Source organism: Nocardioides sp. Leaf285 (assembly GCF_001422955.1).
In the GTDB taxonomy this organism is placed as follows: domain Bacteria; phylum Actinomycetota; class Actinomycetes; order Propionibacteriales; family Nocardioidaceae; genus Nocardioides; species Nocardioides kribbensis.
Window position 1 is genome coordinate 444,711 of the sequence record NZ_LMNH01000002.1, and the last position, 25,109, is coordinate 469,819.

The 25,109-nt window shown below is 74.7% G+C and carries 25 protein-coding genes; 20 read left to right on the plus strand and 5 right to left on the minus strand.

The window, feature by feature from the left end:
• Nucleotides 1-21 precede the first annotated feature (21 nt).
• From ASF47_RS07290 to ASF47_RS21560, 7 genes are all read left to right on the plus strand, one after another.
• Nucleotides 22-618 (plus strand): antibiotic biosynthesis monooxygenase, encoded by a 597-nt coding sequence (locus tag ASF47_RS07290; protein WP_056863329.1) that lies wholly within the window; start codon nucleotides 22-24, stop codon nucleotides 616-618.
• Nucleotides 619-724: 106 nt separating this feature from the next.
• Nucleotides 725-2,656 (plus strand): 4-alpha-glucanotransferase, encoded by a 1,932-nt coding sequence (malQ, locus tag ASF47_RS07295; protein ID WP_056863330.1) that lies wholly within the window; start codon nucleotides 725-727, stop codon nucleotides 2,654-2,656.
• A 58-nt stretch (nucleotides 2,657-2,714) separates the two neighbouring features.
• The gene (locus ASF47_RS07300) at nucleotides 2,715-3,239 is read left to right on the plus strand and encodes a hypothetical protein (RefSeq protein WP_056863331.1); all 525 of its coding nucleotides are present in this window, start codon (nucleotides 2,715-2,717) and stop codon (nucleotides 3,237-3,239) included.
• Between the two features lie 42 nt (nucleotides 3,240-3,281).
• The gene (locus ASF47_RS07305; protein ID WP_056863332.1) at nucleotides 3,282-4,184 is read left to right on the plus strand and encodes a phosphoribosylaminoimidazolesuccinocarboxamide synthase; all 903 of its coding nucleotides are present in this window, start codon (nucleotides 3,282-3,284) and stop codon (nucleotides 4,182-4,184) included.
• Between the two features lies 1 nt (nucleotide 4,185).
• Nucleotides 4,186-4,611: an SRPBCC family protein gene (locus tag ASF47_RS07310; RefSeq protein WP_056863333.1), complete on the plus strand. Its 426-nt coding sequence runs from the start codon at nucleotides 4,186-4,188 to the stop codon at nucleotides 4,609-4,611.
• A 47-nt stretch (nucleotides 4,612-4,658) separates the two neighbouring features.
• Complete coding sequence (locus ASF47_RS07315; RefSeq protein WP_056863334.1) at nucleotides 4,659-6,215, plus strand: long-chain-fatty-acid--CoA ligase; 1,557 nt, start codon at nucleotides 4,659-4,661, stop codon at nucleotides 6,213-6,215.
• Between the two features lie 38 nt (nucleotides 6,216-6,253).
• Nucleotides 6,254-6,406, plus strand: a complete 153-nt coding sequence (locus ASF47_RS21560; protein WP_165699030.1) for a hypothetical protein — start codon at nucleotides 6,254-6,256, stop codon at nucleotides 6,404-6,406.
• A gap of 32 nt (nucleotides 6,407-6,438) precedes the next feature.
• Here the strand turns inward: ASF47_RS21560 and ASF47_RS07320 are convergent, their stop codons facing one another.
• On the minus strand, nucleotides 6,439-6,954 hold the full coding sequence (locus ASF47_RS07320) for a general stress protein (protein WP_200918983.1): 516 nt from the start codon (nucleotides 6,952-6,954) through the stop codon (nucleotides 6,439-6,441).
• Nucleotides 6,955-7,088: 134 nt separating this feature from the next.
• Between ASF47_RS07320 and ASF47_RS07325 the strand changes: the two genes are divergently transcribed.
• From ASF47_RS07325 to ASF47_RS07340, 4 genes are read left to right on the plus strand one after another with little or no spacing between them, the layout of a single operon-like run.
• Entirely contained in the window at nucleotides 7,089-7,361 is a 273-nt protein-coding gene (locus tag ASF47_RS07325) for a hypothetical protein (RefSeq protein WP_056863335.1), read from the plus strand.
• 9 nt (nucleotides 7,362-7,370) lie between these two features.
• Nucleotides 7,371-7,625: a phosphoribosylformylglycinamidine synthase subunit PurS gene (gene purS, locus ASF47_RS07330; protein WP_056863336.1), complete on the plus strand. Its 255-nt coding sequence runs from the start codon at nucleotides 7,371-7,373 to the stop codon at nucleotides 7,623-7,625.
• Nucleotides 7,622-8,299, plus strand: coding sequence for a phosphoribosylformylglycinamidine synthase subunit PurQ (purQ, locus tag ASF47_RS07335; protein ID WP_056863337.1), 678 nt, complete (start codon nucleotides 7,622-7,624; stop codon nucleotides 8,297-8,299). The genes purS and purQ overlap by 4 nt, the downstream gene beginning before the upstream one ends.
• Entirely contained in the window at nucleotides 8,296-8,739 is a 444-nt protein-coding gene (locus ASF47_RS07340; protein WP_056863338.1) for a DUF3817 domain-containing protein, read from the plus strand. Before purQ ends, ASF47_RS07340 begins: the two co-directional genes overlap by 4 nt.
• 207 nt (nucleotides 8,740-8,946) lie before the next feature.
• On the opposite strand, the gene ASF47_RS07345 is transcribed toward ASF47_RS07340, so the two are convergent.
• Nucleotides 8,947-10,500, minus strand: a complete 1,554-nt coding sequence (locus ASF47_RS07345; protein WP_056863339.1) for a glycoside hydrolase domain-containing protein — start codon at nucleotides 10,498-10,500, stop codon at nucleotides 8,947-8,949.
• A 228-nt stretch (nucleotides 10,501-10,728) separates the two neighbouring features.
• On the opposite strand from ASF47_RS07345, the gene purL reads away from it, so the two are divergent.
• From purL to ASF47_RS07365, 4 genes are all read left to right on the plus strand, one after another.
• Entirely contained in the window at nucleotides 10,729-13,038 is a 2,310-nt protein-coding gene (gene purL, locus ASF47_RS07350; RefSeq protein WP_156697788.1) for a phosphoribosylformylglycinamidine synthase subunit PurL, read from the plus strand.
• Nucleotides 13,039-13,177: 139 nt separating this feature from the next.
• On the plus strand, nucleotides 13,178-13,756 hold the full coding sequence (locus tag ASF47_RS07355; protein WP_056863341.1) for a dihydrofolate reductase family protein: 579 nt from the start codon (nucleotides 13,178-13,180) through the stop codon (nucleotides 13,754-13,756).
• A gap of 30 nt (nucleotides 13,757-13,786) precedes the next feature.
• A complete protein-coding gene (gene arfB, locus ASF47_RS07360; protein WP_056863342.1) occupies nucleotides 13,787-14,209 on the plus strand; it encodes an alternative ribosome rescue aminoacyl-tRNA hydrolase ArfB in 423 nt (140 codons plus the stop codon).
• 47 nt (nucleotides 14,210-14,256) lie between these two features.
• Nucleotides 14,257-15,168 carry an alpha/beta hydrolase family protein gene (locus ASF47_RS07365; protein ID WP_235558671.1) on the plus strand — a complete coding sequence of 304 codons (912 nt, stop codon included), beginning with the start codon at nucleotides 14,257-14,259 and terminating at the stop codon, nucleotides 15,166-15,168.
• Nucleotides 15,169-15,225: 57 nt separating this feature from the next.
• On the opposite strand, the gene ASF47_RS07370 is transcribed toward ASF47_RS07365, so the two are convergent.
• Nucleotides 15,226-15,822 (minus strand): TetR/AcrR family transcriptional regulator, encoded by a 597-nt coding sequence (locus ASF47_RS07370; protein WP_056863343.1) that lies wholly within the window; start codon nucleotides 15,820-15,822, stop codon nucleotides 15,226-15,228.
• Nucleotides 15,823-15,875: 53 nt separating this feature from the next.
• Between ASF47_RS07370 and ASF47_RS07375 the strand changes: the two genes are divergently transcribed.
• On the plus strand, nucleotides 15,876-17,399 hold the full coding sequence (locus ASF47_RS07375) for an MFS transporter (RefSeq protein WP_056863344.1): 1,524 nt from the start codon (nucleotides 15,876-15,878) through the stop codon (nucleotides 17,397-17,399).
• Between the two features lie 29 nt (nucleotides 17,400-17,428).
• Here ASF47_RS07375 and ASF47_RS07380 read toward each other — a convergent pair whose 3' ends face one another.
• Together ASF47_RS07380 and ASF47_RS07385 are read right to left on the minus strand one after the other, a co-directional pair.
• Complete coding sequence (locus ASF47_RS07380) at nucleotides 17,429-18,307, minus strand: DNA-formamidopyrimidine glycosylase family protein (RefSeq protein ID WP_056863345.1); 879 nt, start codon at nucleotides 18,305-18,307, stop codon at nucleotides 17,429-17,431.
• 80 nt (nucleotides 18,308-18,387) lie between these two features.
• Nucleotides 18,388-19,236 (minus strand): SCO6745 family protein, encoded by an 849-nt coding sequence (locus ASF47_RS07385; RefSeq protein ID WP_056863346.1) that lies wholly within the window; start codon nucleotides 19,234-19,236, stop codon nucleotides 18,388-18,390.
• Nucleotides 19,237-19,413: 177 nt separating this feature from the next.
• On the opposite strand from ASF47_RS07385, the gene ASF47_RS07390 reads away from it, so the two are divergent.
• The 4 genes from ASF47_RS07390 to ASF47_RS07405 all read left to right on the plus strand — a co-directional run bounded on the left by ASF47_RS07390 (nucleotide 19,414) and on the right by ASF47_RS07405 (nucleotide 25,100).
• Nucleotides 19,414-19,788, plus strand: coding sequence for a sterol carrier family protein (locus ASF47_RS07390; protein WP_056863347.1), 375 nt, complete (start codon nucleotides 19,414-19,416; stop codon nucleotides 19,786-19,788).
• A gap of 82 nt (nucleotides 19,789-19,870) precedes the next feature.
• A complete protein-coding gene (locus ASF47_RS07395) occupies nucleotides 19,871-21,235 on the plus strand; it encodes a dipeptidase (RefSeq protein WP_056863348.1) in 1,365 nt (454 codons plus the stop codon).
• Nucleotides 21,236-21,406: 171 nt separating this feature from the next.
• Nucleotides 21,407-22,573 carry a PucR family transcriptional regulator gene (locus ASF47_RS07400; protein WP_056863349.1) on the plus strand — a complete coding sequence of 389 codons (1,167 nt, stop codon included), beginning with the start codon at nucleotides 21,407-21,409 and terminating at the stop codon, nucleotides 22,571-22,573.
• Nucleotides 22,574-22,733: 160 nt separating this feature from the next.
• Nucleotides 22,734-25,100, plus strand: a complete 2,367-nt coding sequence (locus ASF47_RS07405; RefSeq protein WP_156697789.1) for a molybdopterin cofactor-binding domain-containing protein — start codon at nucleotides 22,734-22,736, stop codon at nucleotides 25,098-25,100.
• The last annotated feature ends 9 nt before the right edge of the window (nucleotides 25,101-25,109 follow it).

The following is a 25,109-nucleotide window of genomic DNA, read 5'->3' on the forward strand; positions in this document are numbered from 1 at the left end:
GGGCGGCTCGACGCTTGTGCCATGGGCTCACCGGTGACCGTCTCCATCACCCGCCACGTCGACCCCGGGCGCGAGGCCGAGATGGCCAGCTGGCTGCAGGCGGGCACCGCGCTGGCCCAGCGCTTCCCGGGCTTCCTGGGCGCCGGGTGGGTGCGCCCCGAGCGCGACTCGGAGACCTGGCACATGCTCTACCGCTTTGCCGACGCCGAGGCGCTGGCCCACTGGGAGACCTCCCACGAGCGGCAGTGGTGGCGCGACTCCTCGGCCGGGCTCGGGGTGACCGAGTCCCGCGTCGAGCGGCGTACGGGCATCGAGGGGTGGTTCGACGACCCCACCAGCCGCGACGTGCGCGACCTGCGGGTGACCCCGCCGGCGCCGCCGCGGTGGAAGCAGGCCTCGGTGATCTTCATGGTGTTCTACCCGCTCAGCGTGCTGGCCAACTGGGTCGCGGGCCACGTCGTGGCCGACCTCGTGCTCCCGCTGCGCGTGCTGGCCACCGTGCTGGTGATGACGCCGATCATGACCTACCTCGCCCTGCCCTGGATGACCCGGCGGATGGAGTGGTGGCTCCACGGCCGCCCCGCGCCCTGGCGCAGCACGACGCTCCAGCGCCGGTGAGCGGCAGCGCGCCCGCCGTCACGCCCGGCAGGTGCTGACCGCGGGCCAGGACGGCACCCCACGAGGGGTGGTCCGCGGCGACCGCGCGGCTCCTAGGGTCGGGGGCGTGCCCGACGCGACCCCCTTCGAGCCGCGCGTCGACGACCGCGGCCTCCAGCTGACCTGGCTCGACGCCGACGACGAGCCCCAGGAGGCGCCGGAGGCCACGGTCGCCGCGCTGCGCGAGGTCATCGGCACCCCGCCCGACGACCTGGCCGCCCGCGGGCCGCTGGTCTCCCGGCCCGGGCGCGACCTCGGCCTGGGCGCCGTGCGGGTCGTCTGCGAGGACGGGAGCCGGCACGAGGTCGACGGCCCGCTGCCCGCCGACTTCCCGCTGGGCTACCACCGCCTCACCACCGCCGAGGGCGTCGAGCGGCGGCTGGTGGTCTCGCCCGGTCGCTGCTGGACCCCCGAGCAGCCCACCTGGGGCTGGGCGGTGCAGCTCTACGCCGCGCGCTCGCGCGCCGGCTGGGGCATCGGCGACCTGGGCGACCTCGCCGCGCTGCGCCGCTGGACCGAGCGCCTGGGCGGCGGGCTGCTCGTGGTCAACCCGCTGCACGCCGTGGGCCCGTCGGTGCCGCAGGAGGCCAGCCCCTACCTGCCGGCCACCCGCCGCTTCCGCAACCCGCTCTACCTCCGCGTCGAGGACGTGCCGGGCTGGGACGACGCGCTGCTGGCCGAGCTCGACCTGGTCGAGGACCTCGCCGCGGCCCGCGCCACCGACCTGGTCGACCGGGACCGCGTGTGGCCGCTCAAGGCCCGCGCCCTGCGCGCCGTGCTCGACCGCAGCGGCCCGGGGGAGCGACCCGAGGGTGCCGGGGACGACTTCGCCGCGTGGCGCCGCGCGGAGGGCGAGGGGCTCGAGCGCTTCGCGCTGTGGAGCGTGGTCGCCGGTGACCACGGCGCCGACTGGCACACCTGGCCCGAGGCCCTGCGCGATCCCGACGGCCCGGCCGTCGCCGACTTGGCGCGCGAGCGCGCCGACGACGTCACCTTCCACGCCTGGCTGCAGTGGCTGCTCGACGCCCAGCTGCGCGCCGCCTCCGGCGACCTCACCGTCGTGCAGGACCTGCCGATCGGCGTCTCCGGCGGGGGGTCCGACGCCTGGTCGTGGCAGGGCGTGCTCGCCGACGGCGTCACCGTCGGCGCTCCGCCCGACGCGCTCAACTCCAGCGGCCAGGACTGGGGCTCCCCGCCGCTGGTGCCCTGGCGCCTGCAGGAGGCCGACTACGAGCCCTTCGTCGAGGCCGTGCGCGCCACCCTCGCCGGCGCCGGCGGGCTGCGCGTCGACCACGTGATGGGCCTCTTCCGGCTGTGGTGGATCCCCGAGGGCGCCGAGCCCACGCAGGGCGCCTACGTGCGCTACCCCAGCGACGACCTGCTCGACATCGTGGCGCTGGAGTCCCACCGCGCCCGCGCCGTCGTGGTCGGCGAGGACCTCGGCACCGTCGAGCCGGGGGTCCGCGAGGCGCTGGCCGAGCGCGACGTGCTCACGTACCGCGTGCTGTGGTTCGAGGACGAGGAGCCGGCGACCTGGCCCACCAGCGCCCTCGCCACCGTCACCACCCACGACCTGCCCACCGTGGCCGGGCTGTGGACCGGCAGCGACGTCGAGGACCAGCTGGCCAGCAGCGACATGGACCCCGCCGCCGTGCGCGCGGGCCGCGAGGAGCTGCGCGAGCGGCTGCTGCGCCACGACGCGCTCGCGCCCGACGACGGGCCCGACCGGGCCGTCGCCGCGGCCTACGAGAGGCTCGCCCAGGCGCCCTGCCTCATGCTGTCGCTCTCGCTGGAGGACGCCCTGGGCGAGGAGCGCCGGCCCAACGTGCCGGGCACCACCGAGCGACCCAACTGGTGCCTCCCGCTGCCCCTGGCCGTCGAGGACCTCGTGGCCGGCCCCGCCGACCACCTCGCCCAGCGGATGGCCGGCCGGGTGGCCGAGCATGGGGCCGGGCGCGGGGCCGGGCGTGCGGCCGACGGGGGAGCCGGTCGGGGATAACCCTTGACCTGCGCCGGGGGCGTTGTCCCCGCGGCACGACCTCGCGCAGGCTCGGGGCATGACCTCCTCGACCACCGCCCTCCCCGCACGCCCCCGTCGTACGCCGCGCCGCGCCGCGACCGCCGCGGCGGCCGCGCTGGCCGGCCTCGTCGGGTCGCTCGCCCTGGCCGCGCCCGCCTCGGCGGTGACCCAGGCGAGCGCGGAGACGCAGTTCCGCGCCGCCGGCATCACCTGGACCTCCTCGGGCGGCTGCACCGACCGCACCGTGTCGACCTGCACCTCCTTCGACGGCCTGCGCCAGACCAGCGTCGACGGTGCGATCACCTTGAAGCGGGCCAGCGGCTGCGCGCTGACCATCACCGGTGGCACCGAGACCGGTCACGCCGGCGGCACCTACAGCCACAGCGCGGGCTACAAGCTCGACTTCTCCCGCACCTCCTGCCTCACCTCGTGGGTGCAGCGCACCTACACCTACGTCGGCCAGCGCAGCGACGGCGCCGCGCTCTACCGCGCCGCCTCGGGCAACGAGTACGCCGACGAGGGCAACCACTGGGACGTCACCTACTACACCTGCGGCTGCTGAGCGCCCACCGCCGGGCGGGGCGCCGCCCTCTAGGCTGAGCCCGTGAGCGCCGCCGACCTCAACATCCCCACCGCACCCCCGATCGCGGGTGCGCGCCCGCTGCACTCGGGCAAGGTGCGCGACCTCTACGAGATCGAGGAGGGCGAGCACGCCGGGCAGCTGCTCATGGTGGCCAGCGACCGGATCTCGATCTTCGACTTCGTGCTCGACTCGACCATCCCCGACAAGGGCGAGATCCTCACCCGGATGTCGCTGTGGTGGTTCGACCAGCTCGCCGACCTCGTGCCCCACCACGTGCTGTCCACCGACGTGCCGGCCGCCGTCGCGGGGCGCGCGGTGGTCTGCGAGCGGCTGGCGATGTGGCCGGTCGAGTGCGTCGCGCGGGGCTACCTCACCGGCTCCGGCCTGGTCGACTACACCGCCACCGGCGAGGTCTGCGGGGTCGCGCTCCCGGCCGGCCTGGTCGACGGCAGCCGGCTCCCGGAGCCGGTCTTCACCCCGGCCACCAAGGCCGAGCTGGGCGAGCACGACGAGAACGTCTCCTACGCCGCCGTCGCGGCCACCATCGGCGACACGGCCGCCGAGGAGCTGCGCGACCTCACCCTGGCCGTCTACGCCCGCGCCGAGGCGCTGGCCCGTGAGCGGGGCATCGTGCTGGCCGACACCAAGCTGGAGTTCGGCGCCCGCGCCGACGGCACGACCGTGCTGGGCGACGAGGTGCTCACCCCCGACTCCTCCCGCTTCTGGCCCGCCGACGCCTGGCGGCCCGGCCGCACCCAGCCGTCGTACGACAAGCAGATCGTGCGCAACTGGGCCCTCTCGCCGGAGTCGGGCTGGGACCGCGCCTCCGGCGAGGCGCCGCCGCCGCTGCCCGCCGAGGTCGTCGAGCGCACGCGGGCGCGCTACGTCGAGGCCTACGAGCTGCTCACGGGCGAGAGGTTCTGAGATGACCGCGAGGACCTTCGGCGGCACCGTCGACGTCGCCGCCCCCCGCGAGGTCGTCTTCGACTACCTCGTCGACCCCCACCACCGCGCGGAGTGGCAGTCGAGCCTGCGCCGCGTCGACGGCGTCGACGGCGAGCCCCGCGTCGGCCAGACCTGGACCGACGTCACGGTGCCGGGCCTGCGGCCCGCGATGCGCACCACGGAGCTGGCGCGGCCCGAGCGGTGGAGCGAGTCGGGCACGTGGCGCTTCGTGCGCGCCGACCTCACCCTCGAGCTCACCGCCCCGACGCCGCAGACCTGCGTGGTCGCGTACCGCTTCCGCATCCACGCCCTCGGCCCCCTCGGGCTGGCCGCCACGCTGGCCTCCGTGCCCGCCGTCGGGGCCGACCTGCGCCGAGCCGCGGACATCCTGTCGCGGCGTTCGTGACCCACCAGTAGGTTGGCCCCCACCACACGACGTGACGGAGGCCATACGTGTTCAACCTGTCCAGCCTGCTCGAGACCAGCGCCGAGAAGTACGGCGATCGCGACGCGATCATCTTCGGCGACACCCGGCTCACCTACGCCCAGGTCGACGGCGCGGCCAACCAGGTGGCGAACCTGCTGGTCTCCCGCGGCATCCAGCCCGGCGACAAGGTCGCCCTGAGCTGCCCGAACCTGCCCTACTTCACGATCGTCTACTACGGCATCCTCAAGGCCGGCGGCACCGTCGTGCCGCTCAACGTGCTGCTCAAGGCGCGCGAGGTGGCCTACCACCTCGGCGACTCCGAGGCCAAGGCCTACTTCTGCTTCCAGGGCACCCCCGAGCTGGCCATCGGCAAGGAGGGCCACGCGGGCTTCGAGCAGGCCGAGGGCGGTGAGCAGTTCTTCATGATCACCGCCGACCCGGCGGCCGAGTCGCCGATCGAGGGCACCGAGACCATGGGCCGCGCGATGTCGCAGCAGCCGCCGACCTTCGAGTCGGTGGCCACCGACGAGAACGACACCGCGGTCATCCTCTACACCTCGGGCACCACCGGTCAGCCCAAGGGTGCGGAGCTGCGCCACCGCAACATGCGCGACAACGCCCTCGCCGGCGTCGACCTCTTCGGTGCCGACGCCGACAAGCCCGACACCTACCTGTGCGTGCTGCCGCTCTTCCACTCCTTCGGCCAGACCGTGATCCAGAACGGCGCCTTCGCCTTCGGTGGCACGGTCGTGATGCTCCCGCGCTTCGAGGCCAAGGCCGCGCTCGACCTGATGCTCAAGGAGGAGGTCACCTTCTTCGCCGGCGTGCCGACGATGTACTGGGGCCTGCTGGGCGCCGTCGAGGAGGGCGTCGACATCTCCTCGATCGCCCAGAACCTCCGCGTCGCCGCAGCCGGCGGCTCCGCGCTGCCGGTGGAGGTGCACAAGAAGTTCGAGAAGAAGTTCGGCGTCACGATCCTCGAGGGCTACGGCCTCTCCGAGACCTCGCCGGTCGCGTCCTTCAGCAAGTACGGCGAGCCGGTGCGCGTCGGGTCCATCGGACTGCCCATCCCCGGTGTGGAGATGAAGCTGCTCAAGCCCGAGAGCTGGGAGGAGATCGACGACGACCCCGAGGCCGTCGGCGAGATCGCCATCAAGGGCCACAACATCATGAAGGGCTACTACAACCGCCCCGACGCCACCGACGAGGTGCTCCAGGACGACTGGTTCCGCTCCGGCGACCTGGGCCGGCGCGACGAGGACGGCTGGTACTACATCGTCGACCGCTCCAAGGACATGATCATCCGCGGTGGCTTCAACGTGTACCCCCGCGAGATCGAGGAGGTGCTGATGACCCACGAGGACGTCTCGCTGGCGGCGGTCATCGGCGTGCCCCACGAGAGCCACGGCGAGGAGATCAAGGCCTACGTCATCCTCAACGACGGCGCCACCACCACCTCCGAGGAGCTGGTGGCCTGGGGCAAGGAGCAGATGGCGGGCTACAAGTACCCCCGCCAGGTCGAGATCGTCGGCGACCTGCCGATGACCGCGACCGGCAAGATCCTCAAGCGGGAGCTGTCCTGACCGCTCGCAAGGCCCTCGGGCTCGCGCTCGCGGTGCTCATGGTCGCCGCCGGGGCGGTCTGGACCCTCCAGGGTCTGGGCCACCTCGGCGGCAGCGCCATGTCGGGGGAGGACACCTGGGCGATCGTGGGCCCGATCCTCGCCGGCTTCGGGGTCGCCCTGGCCATCGTGGTGCTCCAGAAGCGCCACTGACCCCGGGCGACCGACCCCGGGAGGGGCGGGCCTCAGGCGAACGGGTCGGGCAGGCTCCCGGGCAGCCCGGCCAGCAGCTCACGGGCCTGGGCGGCCACCCGGTGCTCCACCAGCACCTCGTAGCGGGTGGCGACCACCTGGGTGACCGAGGAGAAGTCGCGGCGACCCCGGGTGGCGGCGTAGCCGACCAGGGCCCAGATCACGCCGAAGAGCGCCCCGACCAGCGCGGTGGAGAGCAGGGTGGTCAGCAGCGGCTCCTCAGAGAAGATGCTGAAGAGCAGCCCGACGAAGACGCCGAGCCACAGCCCCGACAGCACGCCGCCCGCCGCGACCCGGCCGGTGGTGAGACGCCCGGTGACGCGCTCGATGCGCTTGAGGTCGGTGCCGACGATCAGCACCTGCTCGACGGGGAACTTCTGGTCCGACAGGTAGTCGACGGTGCGCTGCGCGGCGGCGTAGTCGTCGTAGACGGCCAGCGACTGCGGGAACTCCAGGCGGAGCGGGGACGTGGGGTCGACGCGGCGGCCGGCGGGGGAGTTCATGCTCATGGGTCGATCATGTGCCCCCGGGGCCGCCGAGCACAGGGCCGGAGGGGTGAGAGCTGCCTCCTGGGTCCAGTTCTCAGCCGATCCACAGCCCGGTGTCAGGCCCCGGCCGGGACCGGCCGGGATCCTCGGAGGACATGGAGCCACCTCACCCCGCCGACGACCCGACCCACGACCGGCCCCTCGACTCCGGGGCCACCGGGCCGCGGCCCCCGGTGCGGCCGCGGCGGCGGCGTACGGTGCTCGCGACGGCGTCGCTGACCGCCTCGGCCACCGTCATCGCGGTCAACCTGGCGCTCGCGGGCCCGGCCTCCGCCGACGGGGCGCAGGTGGTCGGCAGCCCCTGGGGTGATGCCCGGGTCGTGGACGTCACGCCCACCGACGAGCCGGACGCCGACCCGCGCCCGTAGGATCGACCCATGCCTCGAGTCGTCGTCGACGTCATGCCCAAGCCCGAGATCCTCGACCCGCAGGGCAAGGCCGTCCAGGGCGCGCTGCCCCGGCTCGGCTTCAGCGGCGTCCTCGACGTCCGCCAGGGCAAGCGCTTCGAGCTGGAGGTGGCCGAGGTGAGCGACGCCGTGCTCGCCGACGTGCACCGCATGGCCGAGACGCTGCTGTCCAACCCGGTGATCGAGAGCTTCACCGTGCGCGTCGAGGACGGCCAGCCCGCATGAGGGTCGGCGTCGTCACCTTCCCGGGCTCCCTCGACGACGTCGACGCGCAGCGCGCGGTGCGCATCGGCGGCCACGAGGCCTTCGCGCTGTGGCACGGCGACCACGACCTGCGCGGCGTGGACGCCGTCGTGCTCCCCGGCGGCTTCTCCTACGGCGACTACCTGCGCTGCGGTGCGATCTCGCGCTTCTCGCCGGTGATGACCGAGGTGATCGCGGCCGCAGAGCGCGGCATGCCGGTGCTCGGCATCTGCAACGGCTTCCAGATCCTCTGCGAGTCGCACCTGCTGCCCGGCGCGCTCATCCGCAACGACCACCGCACGTTCGTGTGCCGCGACCAGCGGCTGCGCGTCGAGAACGCCTCCACCGCCTGGACGTCGGCCTACGACGAGGGCGCCGAGATCACCATCGCGCTGAAGAACGGCGAGGGCGGCTACGTCGCCGACGCCGCCACGCTCGACCGCCTCGAGGGCGAGGGCCTCGTGGTCGCGCGCTACCTCGAGCACAACCCCAACGGCTCGATGCGCGACATCGCCGGGGTCACCAACGAGCGCGGCAACGTCGTCGGCCTCATGCCCCACCCCGAGCACTCGGTGGAGGCCCTCACCGGCACCGGCACCGACGGCCTGGGCTTCTTCACCTCCCTGGCCGCGCTCGCGGGGGCGACCTTCGCGTGAGCCCGCTGCGCCTCTTCCGCACCGTCGCCGTCGCCGAGGCGATCACCTGGGCGCTGCTGCTCAGCGGCATGTTCCTCAAGTACGTCACCGAGACCACCGAGCTCGGCGTGCGCATCGGCGGCATGCTCCACGGCATCGTGTTCATCGCCTACTGCCTGACCGCGGTGGTCGTCGGCGTCGACCAGCGCTGGACCACCAAGCGGCTGCTGCTGGGCCTGCTGGCCTCGATCCCGCCGTTCTTCACGGTGTGGTTCGACCGCTCCGCCGAGCGCCGCGGCGAGCTCGGCGCCTCCTGGCGCCTGGTCTCCGCGACCCCGGCCGGCCACGAGCGCCCCGTCGCGTGGCTGCTGCGCAACCCGCTGCGCGGGCTCGTCGCCGGCCTCGCGGCCGTCGTCGTCCTCACCGGCGTCGCCCTCGTCGCCGGCCCGCCGGTCGGCTGACCGCTCGAGTTTCGCCGGTCGGCTGACCGCGCGGGTTTCGCCGGTCGGCTGGCGAAACCCGCCAGCGGCGTACCCCGCCCGGAGCCCGGGACCTGTCGGCCCCACCCGCCCCAGCCGTCACACCGGTCGGCCCGGACCCGCACCTGTCGGCCGACGCGTGGGCCGACAGGTGCGGGTGTCGCCAGCCGGCTGGTGAAACCCGCAGCCTCAGCCGCGCGCCCCCGCGGCCAGCTTGCGCCAGGTGGCGACGTTGACGACGCCGGAGGCCTGCTGACCGGTGCGCTGCTGCCAGGCCTTGACGGCCCGCTCGGTGGGGGCGGCGAAGACGCCGGTGACGACGACGCGGGTGTCGGGGCTGGCGGCGTTGAGGGCTCGCTGCACCCGTCGTACGGCGGGGCCGGCGGAGCCGGTCTTGAGCACCGGGCGCGAGCCGGCGGCGTGCAGCGTCATCCAGCTGTCGCGGTACCAGCTGCCGGTGACCTTGGCGCCGGTGCGGCCCTGCCAGGTGCGCACCGCGGCGGTGAGCTTGTCGTTGTAGACGCCGTTGAGCTTGCCGGAGTAGACGCCGGCCTCCTTGAGCAGGCACTGCAGGGCGGTGACCTGGGTGGCGGGGGAGGTGGTGGTCCGACCGTTCTTGGTGACCGGGGCCTGGAGCGGCACGTAGTCGGGCCAGTTCACCCGCGCGCCGCCGCAGTGCTCCTCGGGCGCGGCGGTCGAGCCCTTGCCGAGGTCGAGCCAGTTGCTGTCGATGTTGATCCGGGCGCCGCCCCAGACCTCGTCGTGGCCGCCGCGGTACTGCTTGACCCTCCCGCCGGGGCGCCAGCCGTCCTCGCGGATGTAGCTGGTGGAGGTGTCGGCCACCCCGTCCCAGCGGGCGATCCAGATCCGGTCGGGCAGCGTGAAGCGGTCGGGACGGTTGATCCGGGCCTTGTCGAGGTCGGCGATGCCGGAGCCGGCCGAGGAGTAGACACCCGAGACGTAGCCGAGGGCGTGCAGGCGCTGGGTCCACCCCGAGAGGAAGGACAGCGCCGACTCGCGGCAGTGGGTGTCGGCGGAGTTGTAGCCCTCGAGGTCGTACCAGAGCGTGGAGCCGGCGCCGATGCCGAGCGCGGCGGCGTCGGCGACGCTGGAGGTGGCCTCCTGCCGGCCCATCTTGAGCGCGGGCACGTAGGTGCCCTGGGTGCCGGGGGAGGGGTTGATCGTCCGGTCGTCGGAGTAGCGCGGGAAGCGCGGTTGGCACGAGGCCTGCGGCCCGAGCGTGATGGGCAGCAGCCGCCAGCCCTTGCGCACCTGGGTGGAGATCCAGGCCGGCGTCAGGTTCGGCTGGCTGCGGCAGGCGCGGGAGTCGCCGGAGATGTAGATGCCGACCGCCGAGAACGGCGAGGTGCGCCACCAGGTGTTCATGGTCTCCTGCGTCGGCGCCAGGCACTGGTCGAAGCCGTAGCCGGTGAAGTCGCCGGGCACGACGACCTCGCCCTCGCGGCGGGCCGCGGCGGCCGTGGTCGAGGAGGTCAGGCTCGCGGCGTCGGCGCGCTCGGCGCCCGGGCCGGCGCTCCCGGCGACCCCGGTGACGGCGGCCAGGGCACCCAGGGCGAGCACGCCGGTGAGGGCGCTCGAGACCAGGGTGCGGCGCCGGCGCGCGGGTCGGCCGGCAGCGGTGGTCGAGGCGGGTGACAGCGGGGCGGGGCGGGTCATGGCGGTGCTCCAGGGCTGGGGGAAGGACAGCTCGTCGTACGACCCAGCGGGCTGGATCCGGGTCACCTTAACCACACGAGTCACACCCGTAACAGCGGTTCGCGTGAACTACAGCGCTGTAGTTCGGGTCGACGTTTCCGCAGGTCACAGGCCTGTACGTCGCCCCGCGCGCACCGCCCGCGGGGTGCGCCCCGGCCCCCGGTCCCGGCCCCGCCGCGGCCCCGCGCGGGACTCCGGGTCTCGGCCCCGCCCTCGGCGACCCGGGCCCGTCCGGGCGCCGGTAGATTGACGCCCGTGCCAGAGACCCACAGCAGCCTCGACACCGTCGCCGTCGCCAGCGGGGACCCCTCCCGCGAGCAACCGTGGTCCGACCTCGGCCTCAAGGCCGACGAGTACGCCCGGATCCGCGAGATCCTCGGGCGCCGGCCGACCTCCAGCGAGCTGGCGATGTACAGCGTGATGTGGAGCGAGCACTGCTCCTACAAGTCCTCCAAGGTGCACCTCAAGCAGTTCTCCGAGATCCCGCAGGAGACCCCGGTGGGCGCGATGCTCGCCGGGATCGGCGAGAACGCCGGCGTCATCGACATCGGCCAGGGCTACGCCGTGACCTTCAAGGTCGAGTCGCACAACCACCCGTCCTACGTCGAGCCCTACCAGGGCGCGGCCACCGGCGTCGGCGGCATCGTGCGCGACATCCTCGCCATGGGCGCCCGCCCGGTCGCGGTGATGGACCCGCTGCGCTTCGGCCCCCTCGACGCCGCCGACACCCAGCGCGTGCTGCCCGGGATCGTGGCCGGCGTCGGCGGCTACGGCAACTGCCTGGGGCTGCCCAACATCGGCGGCGAGGTCGTCTTCGACGAGAGCTACCTCGGCAACCCGCTCGTCAACGCCCTCTCCGTCGGCGTGCTGCGCCACGAGGACCTCCACCTGGCCAAGGCCAGCGGCGTCGGCAACCAGGTGATCCTCTACGGCGCGCGCACCGGCGGCGACGGGATCGGCGGCGTCTCGGTGCTCGCCAGCGAGACCTTCGACGCCGACGGGCCCGCCAAGCGGCCCAGCGTGCAGGTCGGCGACCCCTTCATGGAGAAGCTGCTCATCGAGTGCACCCTGGAGATCTTCGCCGCGGGCCTGGTCGCCGGCATCCAGGACCTCGGCGGTGCCGGGCTCTCCTGCGCGACCTCCGAGCTGGCCTCGGCCGGCGACGGCGGCATGCACGTCGAGCTCGACCGGGTGCCGCTGCGCGACTCGACCCTGGCTCCCGAGGAGATCCTCATGAGCGAGAGCCAGGAGCGCATGATGGCCGTCGTCGAGCCCGACGACGTCGCCGCCTTCCTGGCCGTGTGCGCGAAGTGGGACGTCGAGGCCGTCGTCGTGGGCGAGGTCACCGACACCGGCCGGCTCCAGATCGACTGGCACGGCCAGCGCGTCGTCGACGTGCCGCCGCGCTCGGTGGCCCACGACGGTCCGACCTACCAGCGCCCCTTCGCCCGACCGGCGTGGCAGGACGCCCTCCAGGCCGACGGCGCCGAGTCCCTCCCGCGCCCCTCGAGCGGCGCCGAGCTGCACGACACGCTGCTGCGTCTCGTGGCCAGCCCCAACCTCTGCGACAAGTCGTGGGTCACCGACCAGTACGACCGCTACGTGCGCGGCAACACCGTGCTGGCTCAGCCGTCGGACTCCGGCATGATCCGCGTCGACGAGTCGACCAACCTCGGCGTCGCGGTCTCCACCGACTGCAACGGCCGCTTCGCCAAGCTCGACCCCTACACCGGCGCCCGGCTGGCGCTGGCGGAGTCCTACCGCAACGTCGCCACCGGCGGCGCGGTGCCGCTGGCCATCTCCGACTGCCTGAACTTCGGCTCTCCCGAGGACCCCGACGTGATGTGGCAGTTCGCGGAGGCCTGCCGCGGCCTCAAGGACGGCTGCCTCGAGCTGGGCATCCCCGTCACCGGCGGCAACGTCAGCCTCTACAACCAGACCGGCGAGACCGCGATCCTGCCCACGCCGGTCGTCGCGGTGCTCGGCGTGGTCGAGGACGTCACCGCCCGCACCCCCAGCGGCTTCGCCGGCGCCGGCGAGCGCGTCGTGCTGCTCGGCGAGACCCGCGAGGAGCTGTCGGGCTCGGAGTGGGCCCACGTCGTGCACGGACACCTCGGCGGGCTGCCGCCGCGGGTCGACCTCGCGGCCGAGAAGGCGCTGGCCGAGCTGCTCCACGAGGCCTCCGGCCAGCGCGCCGGGCTGCTCACCTCCGCCCACGACCTCTCCGACGGCGGTCTCGCCCAGGCCCTCGTCGAGGCCGGGCTGCGCCACATGGTCGGCGCCCGCGTCGACCTCGCCGGCGTGGCGGGCGGCGACGCCTTCGTCGCCCTCTTCGCCGAGTCCGCCGGGCGCGCGCTGGTCACGGTCGCCGAGGGCGACCTGGAGCGGCTGAGCGCCCTGGCCGAGCGCCACGGCGTGCCGCTGACCGACCTCGGCACGACCGGCGGCGACACCCTCGTCGTCGAGGGCCACCTCGAGGCCCCGCTGCTCGAGCTGCGCAGCGCCTGGATGGCCACCCTGCCCGCCGCCATGGCCGGCCCGGTCACCGAGGCCTCGCTCGCCTAGGCCCCAGCACGCCAGCACGCCAGCACGTCAGCACGTCCAGCACCGACGTCGAGCGGACCCGCCCGCGGCCGATGAGTCCGGGCCACCGGGCGGGTCAGCCCGTCCGTACGCACCCCCGAACCAGACCCAGGAGGCCCCCGTGGCCCGCATCGTCGCCACCTTCTTCATCTCCCTCGACGGCGTCGTCGAGCGCCCCGACCAGTGGCACTTCCCCTACTTCACCGAGCAGATGGGCGAGGTGATCGGCGCCGGGATGCAGACGCGCGGGGCCTACCTCATGGGCCGGCGGCTCTACGACGAGTGGGCCGCGCACTGGACCGCCCACCCCGACGACGACGAGTTCGGGCCCTTCATCACCCCCCTCCGCAAGTACGTCCTCTCCTCCCACCCGCTCGACACCGACTGGGAGAACAGCCACCTCGTCACCGGCGACGACGCCGAGGTCGCGGCCCAGGTCGCCCGGATCAAGGAGGAGACCGAGGGCGACATCGGCATGTCGGGCTGCGCCACCACCGTGCGCTGGCTGCTGGCCCACGGCCTGCTCGACGAGCTCGAGCTCCTCGTGCACCCCCTCGCCGTCGGCACCGGGCAGCGGCTCTTCGAGGACACCGGCCAGGTGCCGCTGGAGCTGATCGGCTCCACCGTGCTCGACTCCGGCGTGCTCCACCTGCGCTACGCCCCCGCCCCCGCCCCCGCCCCGTCCCCCGCCGGGAGCTGAGCCCGCGCCCGGGTCGGCGATGATGGGGTCGTGCCCGACGACCTGCCGCTGACGAGGACCCTGGTGATCCCGGGCTCCGAGCTGGCCGAGCGCTTCTCGCGCTCCTCGGGGCCCGGCGGGCAGGGCGTCAACACCGCCGACAGCCGCGTCGAGCTCAGCTACGACGTCGCCGCCTCCTCGCTGCCGGCCAGCACCCGGGCCCGGGTGCTGGAGGCGCTGGCCGGCCGGCTCGTCGACGGCGTGCTTACCGTGGCCGCCAGCGAGCACCGCACCCAGCTGGCCAACCGGCGCGCGGCGCGCGAGCGGCTCGCCGACCTCGTGCGCCGGGCCGCCGCGCCACCCCCGCCGCCGCGCCGGGCCACGCGCCCCACCCGCGGCTCCAAGGAGCGCCGGCTCTCGGCCAAGAAGCGCCGCGGCGACGTCAAGCGGGGGCGCGGCGGCGGCTGGGACTGACCAGCCCTCCGCCCGAGCCGCCCGCGGCGCGGCTCCGAACACCCCCCGTGCCCTCCCGCTCCCCGCGCCACCCCTCCGCACCCACCCCGGCCGGCCGGGGCGGCCCGCTGCGGCGGCGTACGCTCCTGTCGCTGCCCGCGCTCGGCGCGCTCGGGCTGGCCGCGACCGCGTGCGCCGACCAGGAGGACGGCTTGGACCCCGTGGACCCGCAGGCGAGCAGGCCGGCCCAGGGCCGGACGGCGTACGGCGAGGGGCCGAGCCAGTTCGGCGACCTCTACCTGCCCGAGGGCGAGCCCCGCGGGGTCGTCGTGGTGCTCCACGGCGGCTTCTGGCGCGCGGAGTACGGCCTCGACCTCGGCCAGCCGCTCGCGGAGAGCCTGGCCGAGCAGGGCTGGGCGGCCTGGAACCTGGAGTACCGCCGCGTCGGCACCGGGGCGGCCGGGGGCGGGGGCGTGCCGGAGACCCTCGACGACGTCGCCGCCGGCATCGACGCGCTGCGCGACCTCGGCCTCGACCTCACCACGGTGGTCGCGCTGGGCCACTCCGCCGGCGGCCACCTCGCGACCTGGGCGGCCTCCCGCGGCCGCTTCGAGCCATGGGCCGGCGGCGTCGAGGTCACCCACGTCGTCTCGCAGGCGGGCGTCGTCGACCTCGGCGGCGCCGCGCGGCAGGACCTCGGTGGCGGTGCGGTGCAGGCCTTCCTCGGTCACGACTACGGCCCCGACGACGCCCCCGTCGACCCGCTCGCGCAGGTGCCGCTCGACGTGCCGGTGTGGTGCGTGCACGGCTCCGAGGACACCATCGTGCCGGTCAGCCAGTCCGAGACCTACGTCGACGCCGCCGTCGCGGCCGGGGCCCGCGCCGAGCTGGTGCGCGTCGAGGGCGACCACTTCGTCGTCATCGACCCCGACTCCGAGGCCTGGACCGCCACCCTCGCCGTGCTCGACGCGATCGCCTGACCCGCCCGGCCGCCGTCCGGCCGTGCCCCGGGAACGCCCCGGGAGGGTCGTCGCCCCTCAGTCGTCGATCATCCGCAGCAGGGCGCGGACGAGGTCCTCCTGCTCGGCGGGCGAGGGCAGGGCGGGGTGCGCCTCGGCCTCCCCGGGCTCCCCGGTCTCGTCGGGGTCGACCGTGGCGGGCTCGGTGACGGCGAGGGCGGCGTTGTAGTAGATGCCGTCGCCCACGAGCTGGGCCATGCGGGCCACGACCCGGTCGCCGGTGGCGCGCAGGAGCACGTCGTACCACTCCTGCTCGAGGGCGTGCATCGTGCGCACGGCGCCGACGTGGCCGCTGCGGGCCAGCGTCTGCACGGCCTGGGCGGTCAGGCCGAAGGGCGACTGGGCGTGGGCGGCGCTGCGGATGAAGTGGCCCACGGCGCTCTCGGCGGTGGAGCCCATGGCCTCGACGTCGTCGCGGCCCAGCCGCTCGAGGCGCTCGACGAGTCCGGCGGCCAGGGCCTCCTTGGAGGCGAAGTGGTAGATCAGCCCGCCCTTGGAGACTCCGGCGGCGGCGGCGACGGCGTCGAGGGTGGCCGCGCGCTCGCCCAGGTCGTTGAGGCAGGCCTGGTAGGCGTCGAGGATCCGCTCGCGGGCGGAGGACCGGGGAGAGGTCATGGGGAGGAGCCTACGACTGGCTACTGTACCGACCAGTCGGTACAGTAGCTGTCATGACGACCCTCCACCCCGTGACCGCGGCGCCCCGGCGGGCCGGGCGCCGGGAGTGGGCCGGCCTCGCCGTGCTGATGCTGCCCGTGCTCCTGGTCTCCATCGACAACACGGTGCTGAGCTTCGCCCTGCCCGCGATCGCGCTCGACCTGCGCCCCAGCGCCGCCGTGCAGCTGTGGATCGTCGACGTCTACCCCCTCGTCCTGGCCGGGCTGCTGGTCACCATGGGCAGCCTCGGCGACCGGGTGGGCCGCCGGCGGCTGCTGCTCGTCGGTGCCACCGGCTTCGCGGCCACCTCGGTGCTCGCGGCCTTCGCGACCTCGGCCGAGGCCCTCTTGCTGGCCCGACTCCTGCTCGGCGTCTTCGGCGCGGCGCTCATGCCGTGCACGCTCTCGCTGCTGCGCGGCATGTTCGAGGACCGCGCCCAGCGCCGCCTGGCCATCGCGGTCTGGGCCACCGGCTTCGCGGCCGGGGCGGCGATCGGGCCGGTCGTCGGCGGCGTCCTGCTCGAGGTGGCCGACTGGGGTGCGGTGTTCCTGATCGCGGTGCCGATGCTGCTGCCGCTGCTCGTGCTGGCGCCCGTGCTGGTCACCGAGTCGCGCGACCCCGCGCCCGGGCCGCTCGACCCCGTCGGCATGGTGCTCTCGATGGCCACGCTCGCGCCGGCCGTCTTCGCGATCAAGCACGTCGCCGTCGCCGGGCCCGACCTGCTCGCCCTGGGCTGCGCGGCGCTCGGCGTCACCGCCGGGGTCGCCCTCGTGCACCGGATGCTGGCGCGGCCCCGGCCGATGCTCGACGTGCGGCTCTTCACCGTGCCGGCCTTCGCCGGGTCGGTGCTGGTCAACCTGCTCAGCGTGATGGCGCTGGTCGGGCTGCTCTACTTCCTCTCCCAGCACCTCCAGCTCGTCGTGGGTCTCAGCCCGCTCGACGCCGCCCTCGTGCTCGTGCCCGGCACGGTGGCGATGGTGCTGGCCAGCCTCCTCGTCGTGCGCCTCGTACGCCGCTGGCGCCCGGCCACCCTGATGACGGCGGGGCTGGGCCTGGCCGCCGCGGCCTACGCGGGCGTCGCGGTGGCCGGCGGCTCCGGCGGGGTCGTCCTGCTCGTCGTGGCCTTCGCCGCCCTGGCCGCCGGCGTGGGCATCGCGGAGACGCTGTCCAACGACCTGATCATCGCCGCGGTGCCGCCCGCCGAGGCCGGCGCGGCCTCGGCGGTCTCCGAGACCGCCTACGAGGTCGGTGCCGTGCTCGGCACGAGCGTGCTCGGCGGGCTGCTCGCCGCGACCTACCGCTCCCACCTCGAGGTGCCGGCGGGTCTCGACGGTGCCCAGGCCGACGCCGCCCGCGAGACCCTCGCCGGCGCGCTCGCCCTCGCCCCCACCCTGCCGGCCGACACCGGCGCCGCGCTGACGGCCTCGGCCCAGGCCGCCTTCGTCGACGGCAGCAGCCTCACCGCCGCCGGCGGCGTCGTGCTGATGGCGCTGGCCATCGTGGTGACCCGCCGCGCCCTGCGCGACGCCAGCGCCTGACGCCGGCCCGGTCGGGGTCCCGCGCCGCGTCAGGCGCTGGCGCCCCCGCCGTACCGGACCGAGCGCGGGGTCGGCACCCGCGCCTCGGGGCCGGGGCCGGGCTGGCAGTGGGGGCACCACCAGGTGCGGCGGTTGGCCGGGTCGTCGGGCAGGTCGGCGACCACGAGGACGGTCGTGCCGCAGCGCAGGCAGGGCTTGCGGGCGCGGCCCGAGACCCAGTGGTCCTCGCCGCGGCGGCTGCTGCCGGTGGTGACCTGGTAGGCCCCGGGCACGAGGGCGGAGTGGCGAAGCGCGCGCCGGGCGTTGGTGACCAGCCGGTCGACGTCGAGGTCGCCCACCGGCGTCCAGGGGCTGGTGCCGGTGATGAAGGCCAGCTCGTTGGCCCACAGGTTGCCCAGGCCCGCGAGCTTGGTCTGGTCGAGCAGCCCGCTCACCAGCGGCACCGCCGGCTCCGCGCGCAGCCGGCGCACGGCCTCGTCGTGGTCGAAGTCGGCGCGCAGCGGGTCGGGGCCGAGGTGACCGACGAGGCGGTGCTCGTCGCGGGTGGCGACGAGGTCGAGCTGGTGCAGGCGCAGGCCCCAGGCCGTGGTGCCGCGGTCGGTCTCGAGCACCACCCTGACCTCGGGCATCATCCGCCGCGGCAGCTGCTTGCCGGGCCCGGTGGTGGCCCACTCGCCGTCCATCAGCAGGTGGGAGTGGAGCGTGACGCCGTCGTCGGAGCCGTCACGACCCGGCCCCAGCCGGGTCAGCAGGTGCTTGCCGTGGGTGGCCAGCTCCCGCACCTCGCGCCCGGCGAGGTCACGGGTCGCCAGCCGCGGCACCCGCAGGTCGCTGCGCGCGATCGTGCGGCCCAGCAGCGTCGGCTCCAGCCGACGTGCGAGCTTGTGGACGCTGTCACCCTCCGGCACGGGTCAGAGTCAACGCGCTGCGCGCGCGTGCGACCACACCCGTCCGGCGGGGACCCGGGACGCCCCGGGCCCCGGGCCGCTCAGGCGAAGACCCCGTCGGGGAAGGCGCCGTGGTCGAGGGCGCGGCGCACCAGCGGCTGGCCCAGCTCGGCCAGGCGGAGGGCGCCGGTCTCGCCGAGGTGGTCCCAGGGCGCGGCGGCCATCTCGGCGGTGGCGGCCTCGACGCGCGAGCGCAGTGCGGCGCCCTCCTCGGTGAGACCGCCGTCGGGGCCCGTCAGCCCGCGGGCGGCCAGCGCCTCGACGGTCTCCTGCCACTGCTCCGGGGTCCAGCCGCGGGTGGCCTGGGCGGCCGGCACGGTGAAGCCACGGCCGGTCGCGGTGTGGCTGACCAGCGCCTCGACACCGGTCAGGCCCGCGGCGAGCAGGGCGGCGACGTGTCCGTCGCCGCGGTGCTCGCGCAGCAGCGTGAGGGCGTGGAAGAGCACGAGGTGGGGCTCGGAGGGCCAGGCCAGGTCGGCGTGGGCGGCGTGCAGGGGGCGTCCGGCCACCGAGCAGCCGGCGGCCGCGGTGCGGGCCAGCTCGGCGGCCTCGGCCACCTCGGCGGAGGCCAGGACCTCCTCGCCCAGCAGGCGGCGGTAGGCCGCGTCGACACCGCGGTAGCGCGCGGCGGTGACGTCCTCGGGGGCGGCCGCCTCCCAGCAGGTCGGCACGAAGTGGGCCACGAGGTCGGGGTTGAAGACGTAGAACGTCGCCGCCACCGGCCCCGCACCCACGCGCCCCATCGGCGCCGAGCGCCCGGCGAAGTAGGCGGCGCGGCCCGGGCGCACGCCGAGCGCGGTGATCTCGTCGGACACCTCCGGGGCGAAGTAGCAGAGGGCGTGCAGGGTCTCGAGGGAGCGGGCGACGCGCCCGGAGGTCTTCGGGTCCATGGGGTCTGTCTACACGGCGGAGGGGCGAGCCGCTGTGCTCCCTGGGACTCCCCGGGGCTCCCCGGTGGTGCTCGCCCGTGGTCCGCGCCCGGGCCGCGCCGGTTCCGGGGCCGCCTAGGCTGACCGGGTGATCCACCGACCGCGCCCGCGCCCCGGCCGACCCCGCGGGCGCCGCTGATGCCCGCCCGGCTCCGGGTCGCCCCCGCCGCCGACGTGGCCGCCGCCCTCGCCCGCGTCGAGGTCGCCGGGGCCGCCGGGTCGGCGCCCGACCGCGCCGACCTCCGGCTGCTGGTCAAGCACTTCCTCGCCGTGCTCGAGCAGCGCGCGCCGGGCCACTCGGTCGAGGTGCGGGTCCCGCCGTACGCCGCCGTGCAGGTCATCCCGGGGGTGCGCCACACCCGCGGCACCCCGCCCGCCGTCGTGGAGACCGACGCCCTGACGTGGATCGCCCTGGCCTCCGGCGCGCTCACCTGGGGCGAGGCCGACGCCGCGGGCCGGGTGAGCGCCAGCGGGCAGCGCGCCGACCTCGCGCCCCACCTGCCCCTGACCTGATCCTGACCTGCCCCCCGCCCCCGCGCGACCGCAGCCACCCGCGCGCGACCCGGCGCCGGGCGACGGCGATAGGTTGGCCGGCATGAGCCAGCCCGACCTCCTGACCGACTCCGCCGCCATCCGTGCCCGCGTCGACGAGCTCCTGCCGGGCATCCGTCGCGACCTCGAGGACCTCGTGCGCATCGAGTCGGTCAGCGCCGACCCGGCGCGCGCCGGCGAGGTGCGCCGCAGCGCCGAGGCCGTCGCGGAGCTCTTCCGCGCCGAGCGCTTCGACTCCGTCGACGTGGTGAGCGCCGAGGGCGGGGCGCCCGCGGTGATCGCCCACAAGGCGGGTCCCGAGGGTGCGCCCACGGTGCTGCTCTACGCCCACCACGACGTCCAGCCGGAGAACGACCACGCCGACTGGGACTCCCCGCCCTTCGAGCCCACCGAGCGCGACGGCCGGCTCTACGCCCGCGGCGCGGCCGACGACAAGGCCGGCATCGCCGCCCACCTCGGCGCGCTGCGCGTCTTCGGCGACGACCTCCCGGTGAGCGTCACGATGTTCATCGAGGGCGAGGAGGAGGTCGGCTCCGACACCCTCCCCGCACTGCTGGCCGAGCACGCCGAGGCGCTGCGCGCCGACGTCATCGTCATCGCCGACTCCGGCAACTGGGACATCGGCGAGCCCGCGCTCACCACCAGCCTGCGCGGCCTCGTGCGCGCCGACGTGGAGGTGCGCACCCTGACCCACGCGGTGCACTCGGGCATGTGGGGCGGGCTCGTGCCCGACGCGCTCATCGCCCTGAGCCGCGTCATCGCCAGCCTCCACGACGACGCCGGCGACGTCGCGATCGCCGGGCTGGTGTCGTCGCCCGCCGCCGACGTCACCTACCCCGAGGAGCGCCTGCGCGCGGAGTCGGGCGCCGTGCCCGGCATCACCTGGATGGGCACCGGCTCCGCCGTCGAGCGGCTGTGGACCAAGCCGTCGCTGAGCATCACCGGCCTCGACGCGCCCAAGGTCGACGGCGCGAGCAACACCCTGGTGCCCGCGGCCCGCGCCAAGATCAGCCTGCGGGTGGCCCCCGGCGACACCGCCGACAACGCCCTGGCCTGCCTGCGCGCCCACCTCGAGGCCCACACCCCCTGGGGTGCCGAGCTGACCCTCACCGTCGTCGACACCGGCGAGCCCACCCGCATCGACGCGACGGGGCCGGCCTACGACGCCGCCCGCGCCGCCTTCGCCGAGGCCTGGGACGGCACCGAGCCGATCGACATGGGCGTGGGCGGGTCGATCCCCTTCATCGCCGAGTTCCTGGAGGCCTTCCCCGAGGCCAGCGTGCTGGTGACCGGCGTGGAGGACCCCGACACCCGCGCCCACGGCGCCAACGAGGGCCTCCACCTCGCGGAGTTCGAGCGCGTCGTGCTGGCCGAGGCGCTGCTGCTGGCGCGTCTCGCCCAGCGGTGAGCCAGCGGTGAGCCGGGCCTGACGCAGGGCCTGACACGGGGCCCGACGCGATGCCCGACACAGGGCCCGACACGGGGTCCGACGCCGGGCCGGGACGGGGCCGACCCGGGCCGACGCGGGGGCACGTGCCGACGGCCGGCCCCCTGGGGAGGGCCGGGCTACGGTGGGCGGATGGACGCGGAGACCCTCGCCTTCCTCGGCGACCACCGCGCGCAGCGACTGGCCCCCCTGACCGACCGGCTCGTCGCGACGATCGAGGCCAGCAACCCGGGCTACCAGCTGCGGCGAGTCGTGCCGAGCGAGGACCTGCGCCGCTCCTGCCACGACAACATCGACCGCGTGCTCGAGCTGCTCGGCCAGGAGCCGACCGGCAGCCCCGCCCACGACCCGGCGTACGACGCGGCGCGCGAGACCGGCCGCCGTCGCGCCGAGCAGGGGCTGCCCCTCGACGACGTGCTGCGCTCCTTCCGGATGGGGGGTCGGCTGATCTGGGACGACCTGGTCGACCACGCCGAGTCGGCGCTCACCTCGGTGGAGCTGCGCGAGGTCGGCGGCCGGCTGTGGGAGGTCGTCGACGAGACCTCCGCCCAGGTCGCGGCGGCCTACCACGCCCACGAGCGCGCGGTCGTGCGCGCCGACGAGCAGCAGCGCGCGGAGCTGTGGGAGGGCCTGCTGAGCGGGCGGGCCCAGGAGGCGTCCTTCGCCTTCGAGGCGGCGCGCATCCTCGACCTGCCGGTCTCCGGCGACGTGCTGGTCGTGATCGGCGGCCGCGTCGACCCGCTCCAGGCCGGGTCGGTGGTGGCGCCCCACGCCTCGGCCTGGGTGCGCCGCACGGGCGGCGTCGTGGGCCTGGTCGCGCTGCGCGAGGACTCACCGCGCGAGGCGCTGCAGCGCCTCGCGCGTGTCGCGGCCGCGGCGGGCGGGCTCGGCGTCTCCGCCGTCGTCCACGGCCTCGCCGGGGTCGACGCCGGCTTCCGGCAGGCCTCGCTGGCGCTGCGCACCCTGGGCCGCGACGGCGGGCTCGCCACCTTCGACAGCCGGCTGCCCGAGGCGCTGCTGATGAGCGCCCCCGACGTCGCGGCCCGGCTGGTGTCGGTGTGGCTGGGCCCGCTCCTCGCGCTGCCCCGGGCCGAGCTCGTGCCGCTGGTGGACACCCTCGAGGCCTGGGTGGCGACCGGCGGCTCGGCCACCTCCACCGCGGAGCGCGTGCACTGCCACCGCAACACCGTGCTCAACCGGCTGCGCCGCGTCGCCGAGCTCACCGGGCGCGACGTGCTCGCCGGCGCACCCCCGGTCGAGCTGGACCTCGCGCTGCGCGCGCTGCGCACGGGCGGCTGAGCCGGCGCGGCCCCGACCTGGCGCCGCTGTGCAGGGTGCACAGTGGCAGTGGTCACATCGTGGGCGCGGTGGGCATGGTGACTGACAGCACTCCCTGTCAGTCTTGTCATCCTCGGGACGCTTCATGGGGGAGCGCCCGGCACCCACCTGGAGGCCACGCATGACCGAGCTCCACGACCGCCAGTCAGCCGCCCCGCCGGCCGCCCTGGGCCGCCGCAGCTTCATCGGCTACGTCCTCGCCGGCACGACCCTCGTCGTCGGCGCCGACCTCGCCACGGGCAGCAACCGTGCCTCGGCCGCGATCCCGTCGGGCCCGCAGCTGCCCGAGCTCTACGACCTCGAGGACCTGCAGACCGACTCGGCGCTGCCGACCTCGCAGCTGATCACCGTCACCATCAACGAGGACGGCACTGCGTCGTTCGAGCTGCCCCGCACCGAGGTCGGCCAGGGCATCCTCACCTCGACCACGATGATCCTCGCCGAGGAGCTCGACCTGCCGATGAGCAAGGTCAAGGTGACCCTCGCCCCGGCTCGTCCCGAGCTGGTCTTCAACCAGCTCACCGGCGGCTCCAACACCACCTTCTCGACCTACACGCCCGTGCGCGTCGCGGGAGCGCTGGCCCGGCAGAAGCTGCTCGAGGCGGCGGCCATCCTGTTCGGCACCACCGCCGACCGCCTCACGACCACCGGCGGCGTGATCAGCGACCTGGCCGGCAACAACGTCACCTACGGCGACATCGCCGGTGACGCCGCGAGCCAGGTCGTGGAGGCCGTCGAGGTCGTGCTGCGGCCCCCGTCCGACTTCCGGGTCATCGGCACCCCGAAGAACCGGCTCGACGCCCGCGCGGCGGTCACGGGCAAGAAGGACTTCACCACCGACCTCGACGTGCCCGGCGCGCTGCCGACCATGGTGTGCCGCGCCCCCGAGCACCAGGGCACCCCGAAGGAGAACGGCCTCAAGAACCTCGCCGCCATCAAGAGGATGCCCGGGGTGACCCACGTCGCGCAGATCAGCAGCGGCATCGCCGTGCGGGCCAAGACCTTCGGCCACTGCATCGACGCCATCCGCGAGATGCAGGTCGACTGGAACCCCGGCACCGCCAGCGGCGAGTCCGACGAGACCGTCCTGGCCGGCATCAAGCGCGCCGAGCTGCCCCTCGTGGTGCCCGACGTTCCGGTGCTGGCGGAGTCGGTGGAGACCGAGTTCGAGTTCATGTTCCGCAGCAGCGCGGCCCTCGAGCCCTACGCCGCCATCGCCGACGTGCGTGAGGACGGCGCCGAGATCTGGGCCGGTCTCAAGGTGCCGATCCTGGCCCAGGAGAACATCGCGATCATGCTCGGCCTGCCGGTCGACGCGGTCAAGGTCAACGTCATCACCGGCGGCGGCTCCTTCGGTCACAAGCTCTTCGGCGACCACGCCCTGGAGGCGGCCGAGATCAGCAAGGCGATGGGCGTGCCCGTGAAGCTGATGTGGCACCGCGCCGACGAGCCGCGCCAGGGTCGCCTGCACCCGATGGCCACCTCCCGGGTGCGCGCCACGGTGCTCAAGGGCGGGCTGACCGGCGAGGACCAGGTGCTGAGCTTCGAGCAGCGCCACACCAGCGTCGTCACCGACTTCAGCCACGGGCTCGGCGAGATCCTCACCGCCACCGCCGACGAGCTGCCCACCGAGGTCGGTCGCTACCTCGGCGGCCTGACCTTCTCGCAGTCGATCTTCACCCTGACCCAGGAGCTGCCCTACGACTTCGGTGTCGTGACGCAGCTGCTCAACGAGACCGACCAGCGCTTCCGGACCGGCTCCATGCGCAACATCTACTCTCCCGACGTCGCCGTGGCCGCCGAGCTGACCATCGACCAGCTGGCGAAGAAGGTGGGGATGGACCCGCTGGCGTTCCGCATGAAGTTCCTCAAGAACGACCGGGTCAAGGCCGTCCTCGACAAGGTCGGGAAGGAGGGCAACTGGGGTCGCTCGCTGCCCGCCGGCGTGGCCCAGGGCGTGGCCATCCACAAGGAGTACAAGGGCGCCACGGCCATCCTGGTCGAGATCGACACCCGTCCCTCCACGGTCAACCGCGACCTCGGTCCCGAGACCGTGACCGGCCCGCGCGTGACCAAGGTCGTCGTGGCCGTCGACTGCGGCCTGGTGATCAACCCCCGCGGCGTCGAGGCCCAGATGCAGGGCGGGGTGATGGACGGCATCGCGCTGACCCTCACCAGCTCCTGCCACTTCAAGAACGGGCGCTTCCTGGAGGCCAGCTGGGACAACTACTTCTACACCCGCCAGTGGAACGTGCCGCCCGAGGTCGAGGTGCACATCATCGAGACCGACTCCGACACCCCGGGCGGGGTCGGCGAGGCCGCGGTGGGCTCGACGGCGGCCGCGGTGGCCTGTGCCTACGCACGCGCCACCGGCACGCTGCCCAAGCGGTTCCCGATCAACCACGACGACCCGATCGCCTTCAAGCCGAAGTCGTTCGTGCCGCCCGTGCCCCCCTCGCCCACCAACGGGCTCAAGCTCACCTACTGACCAGGAGCC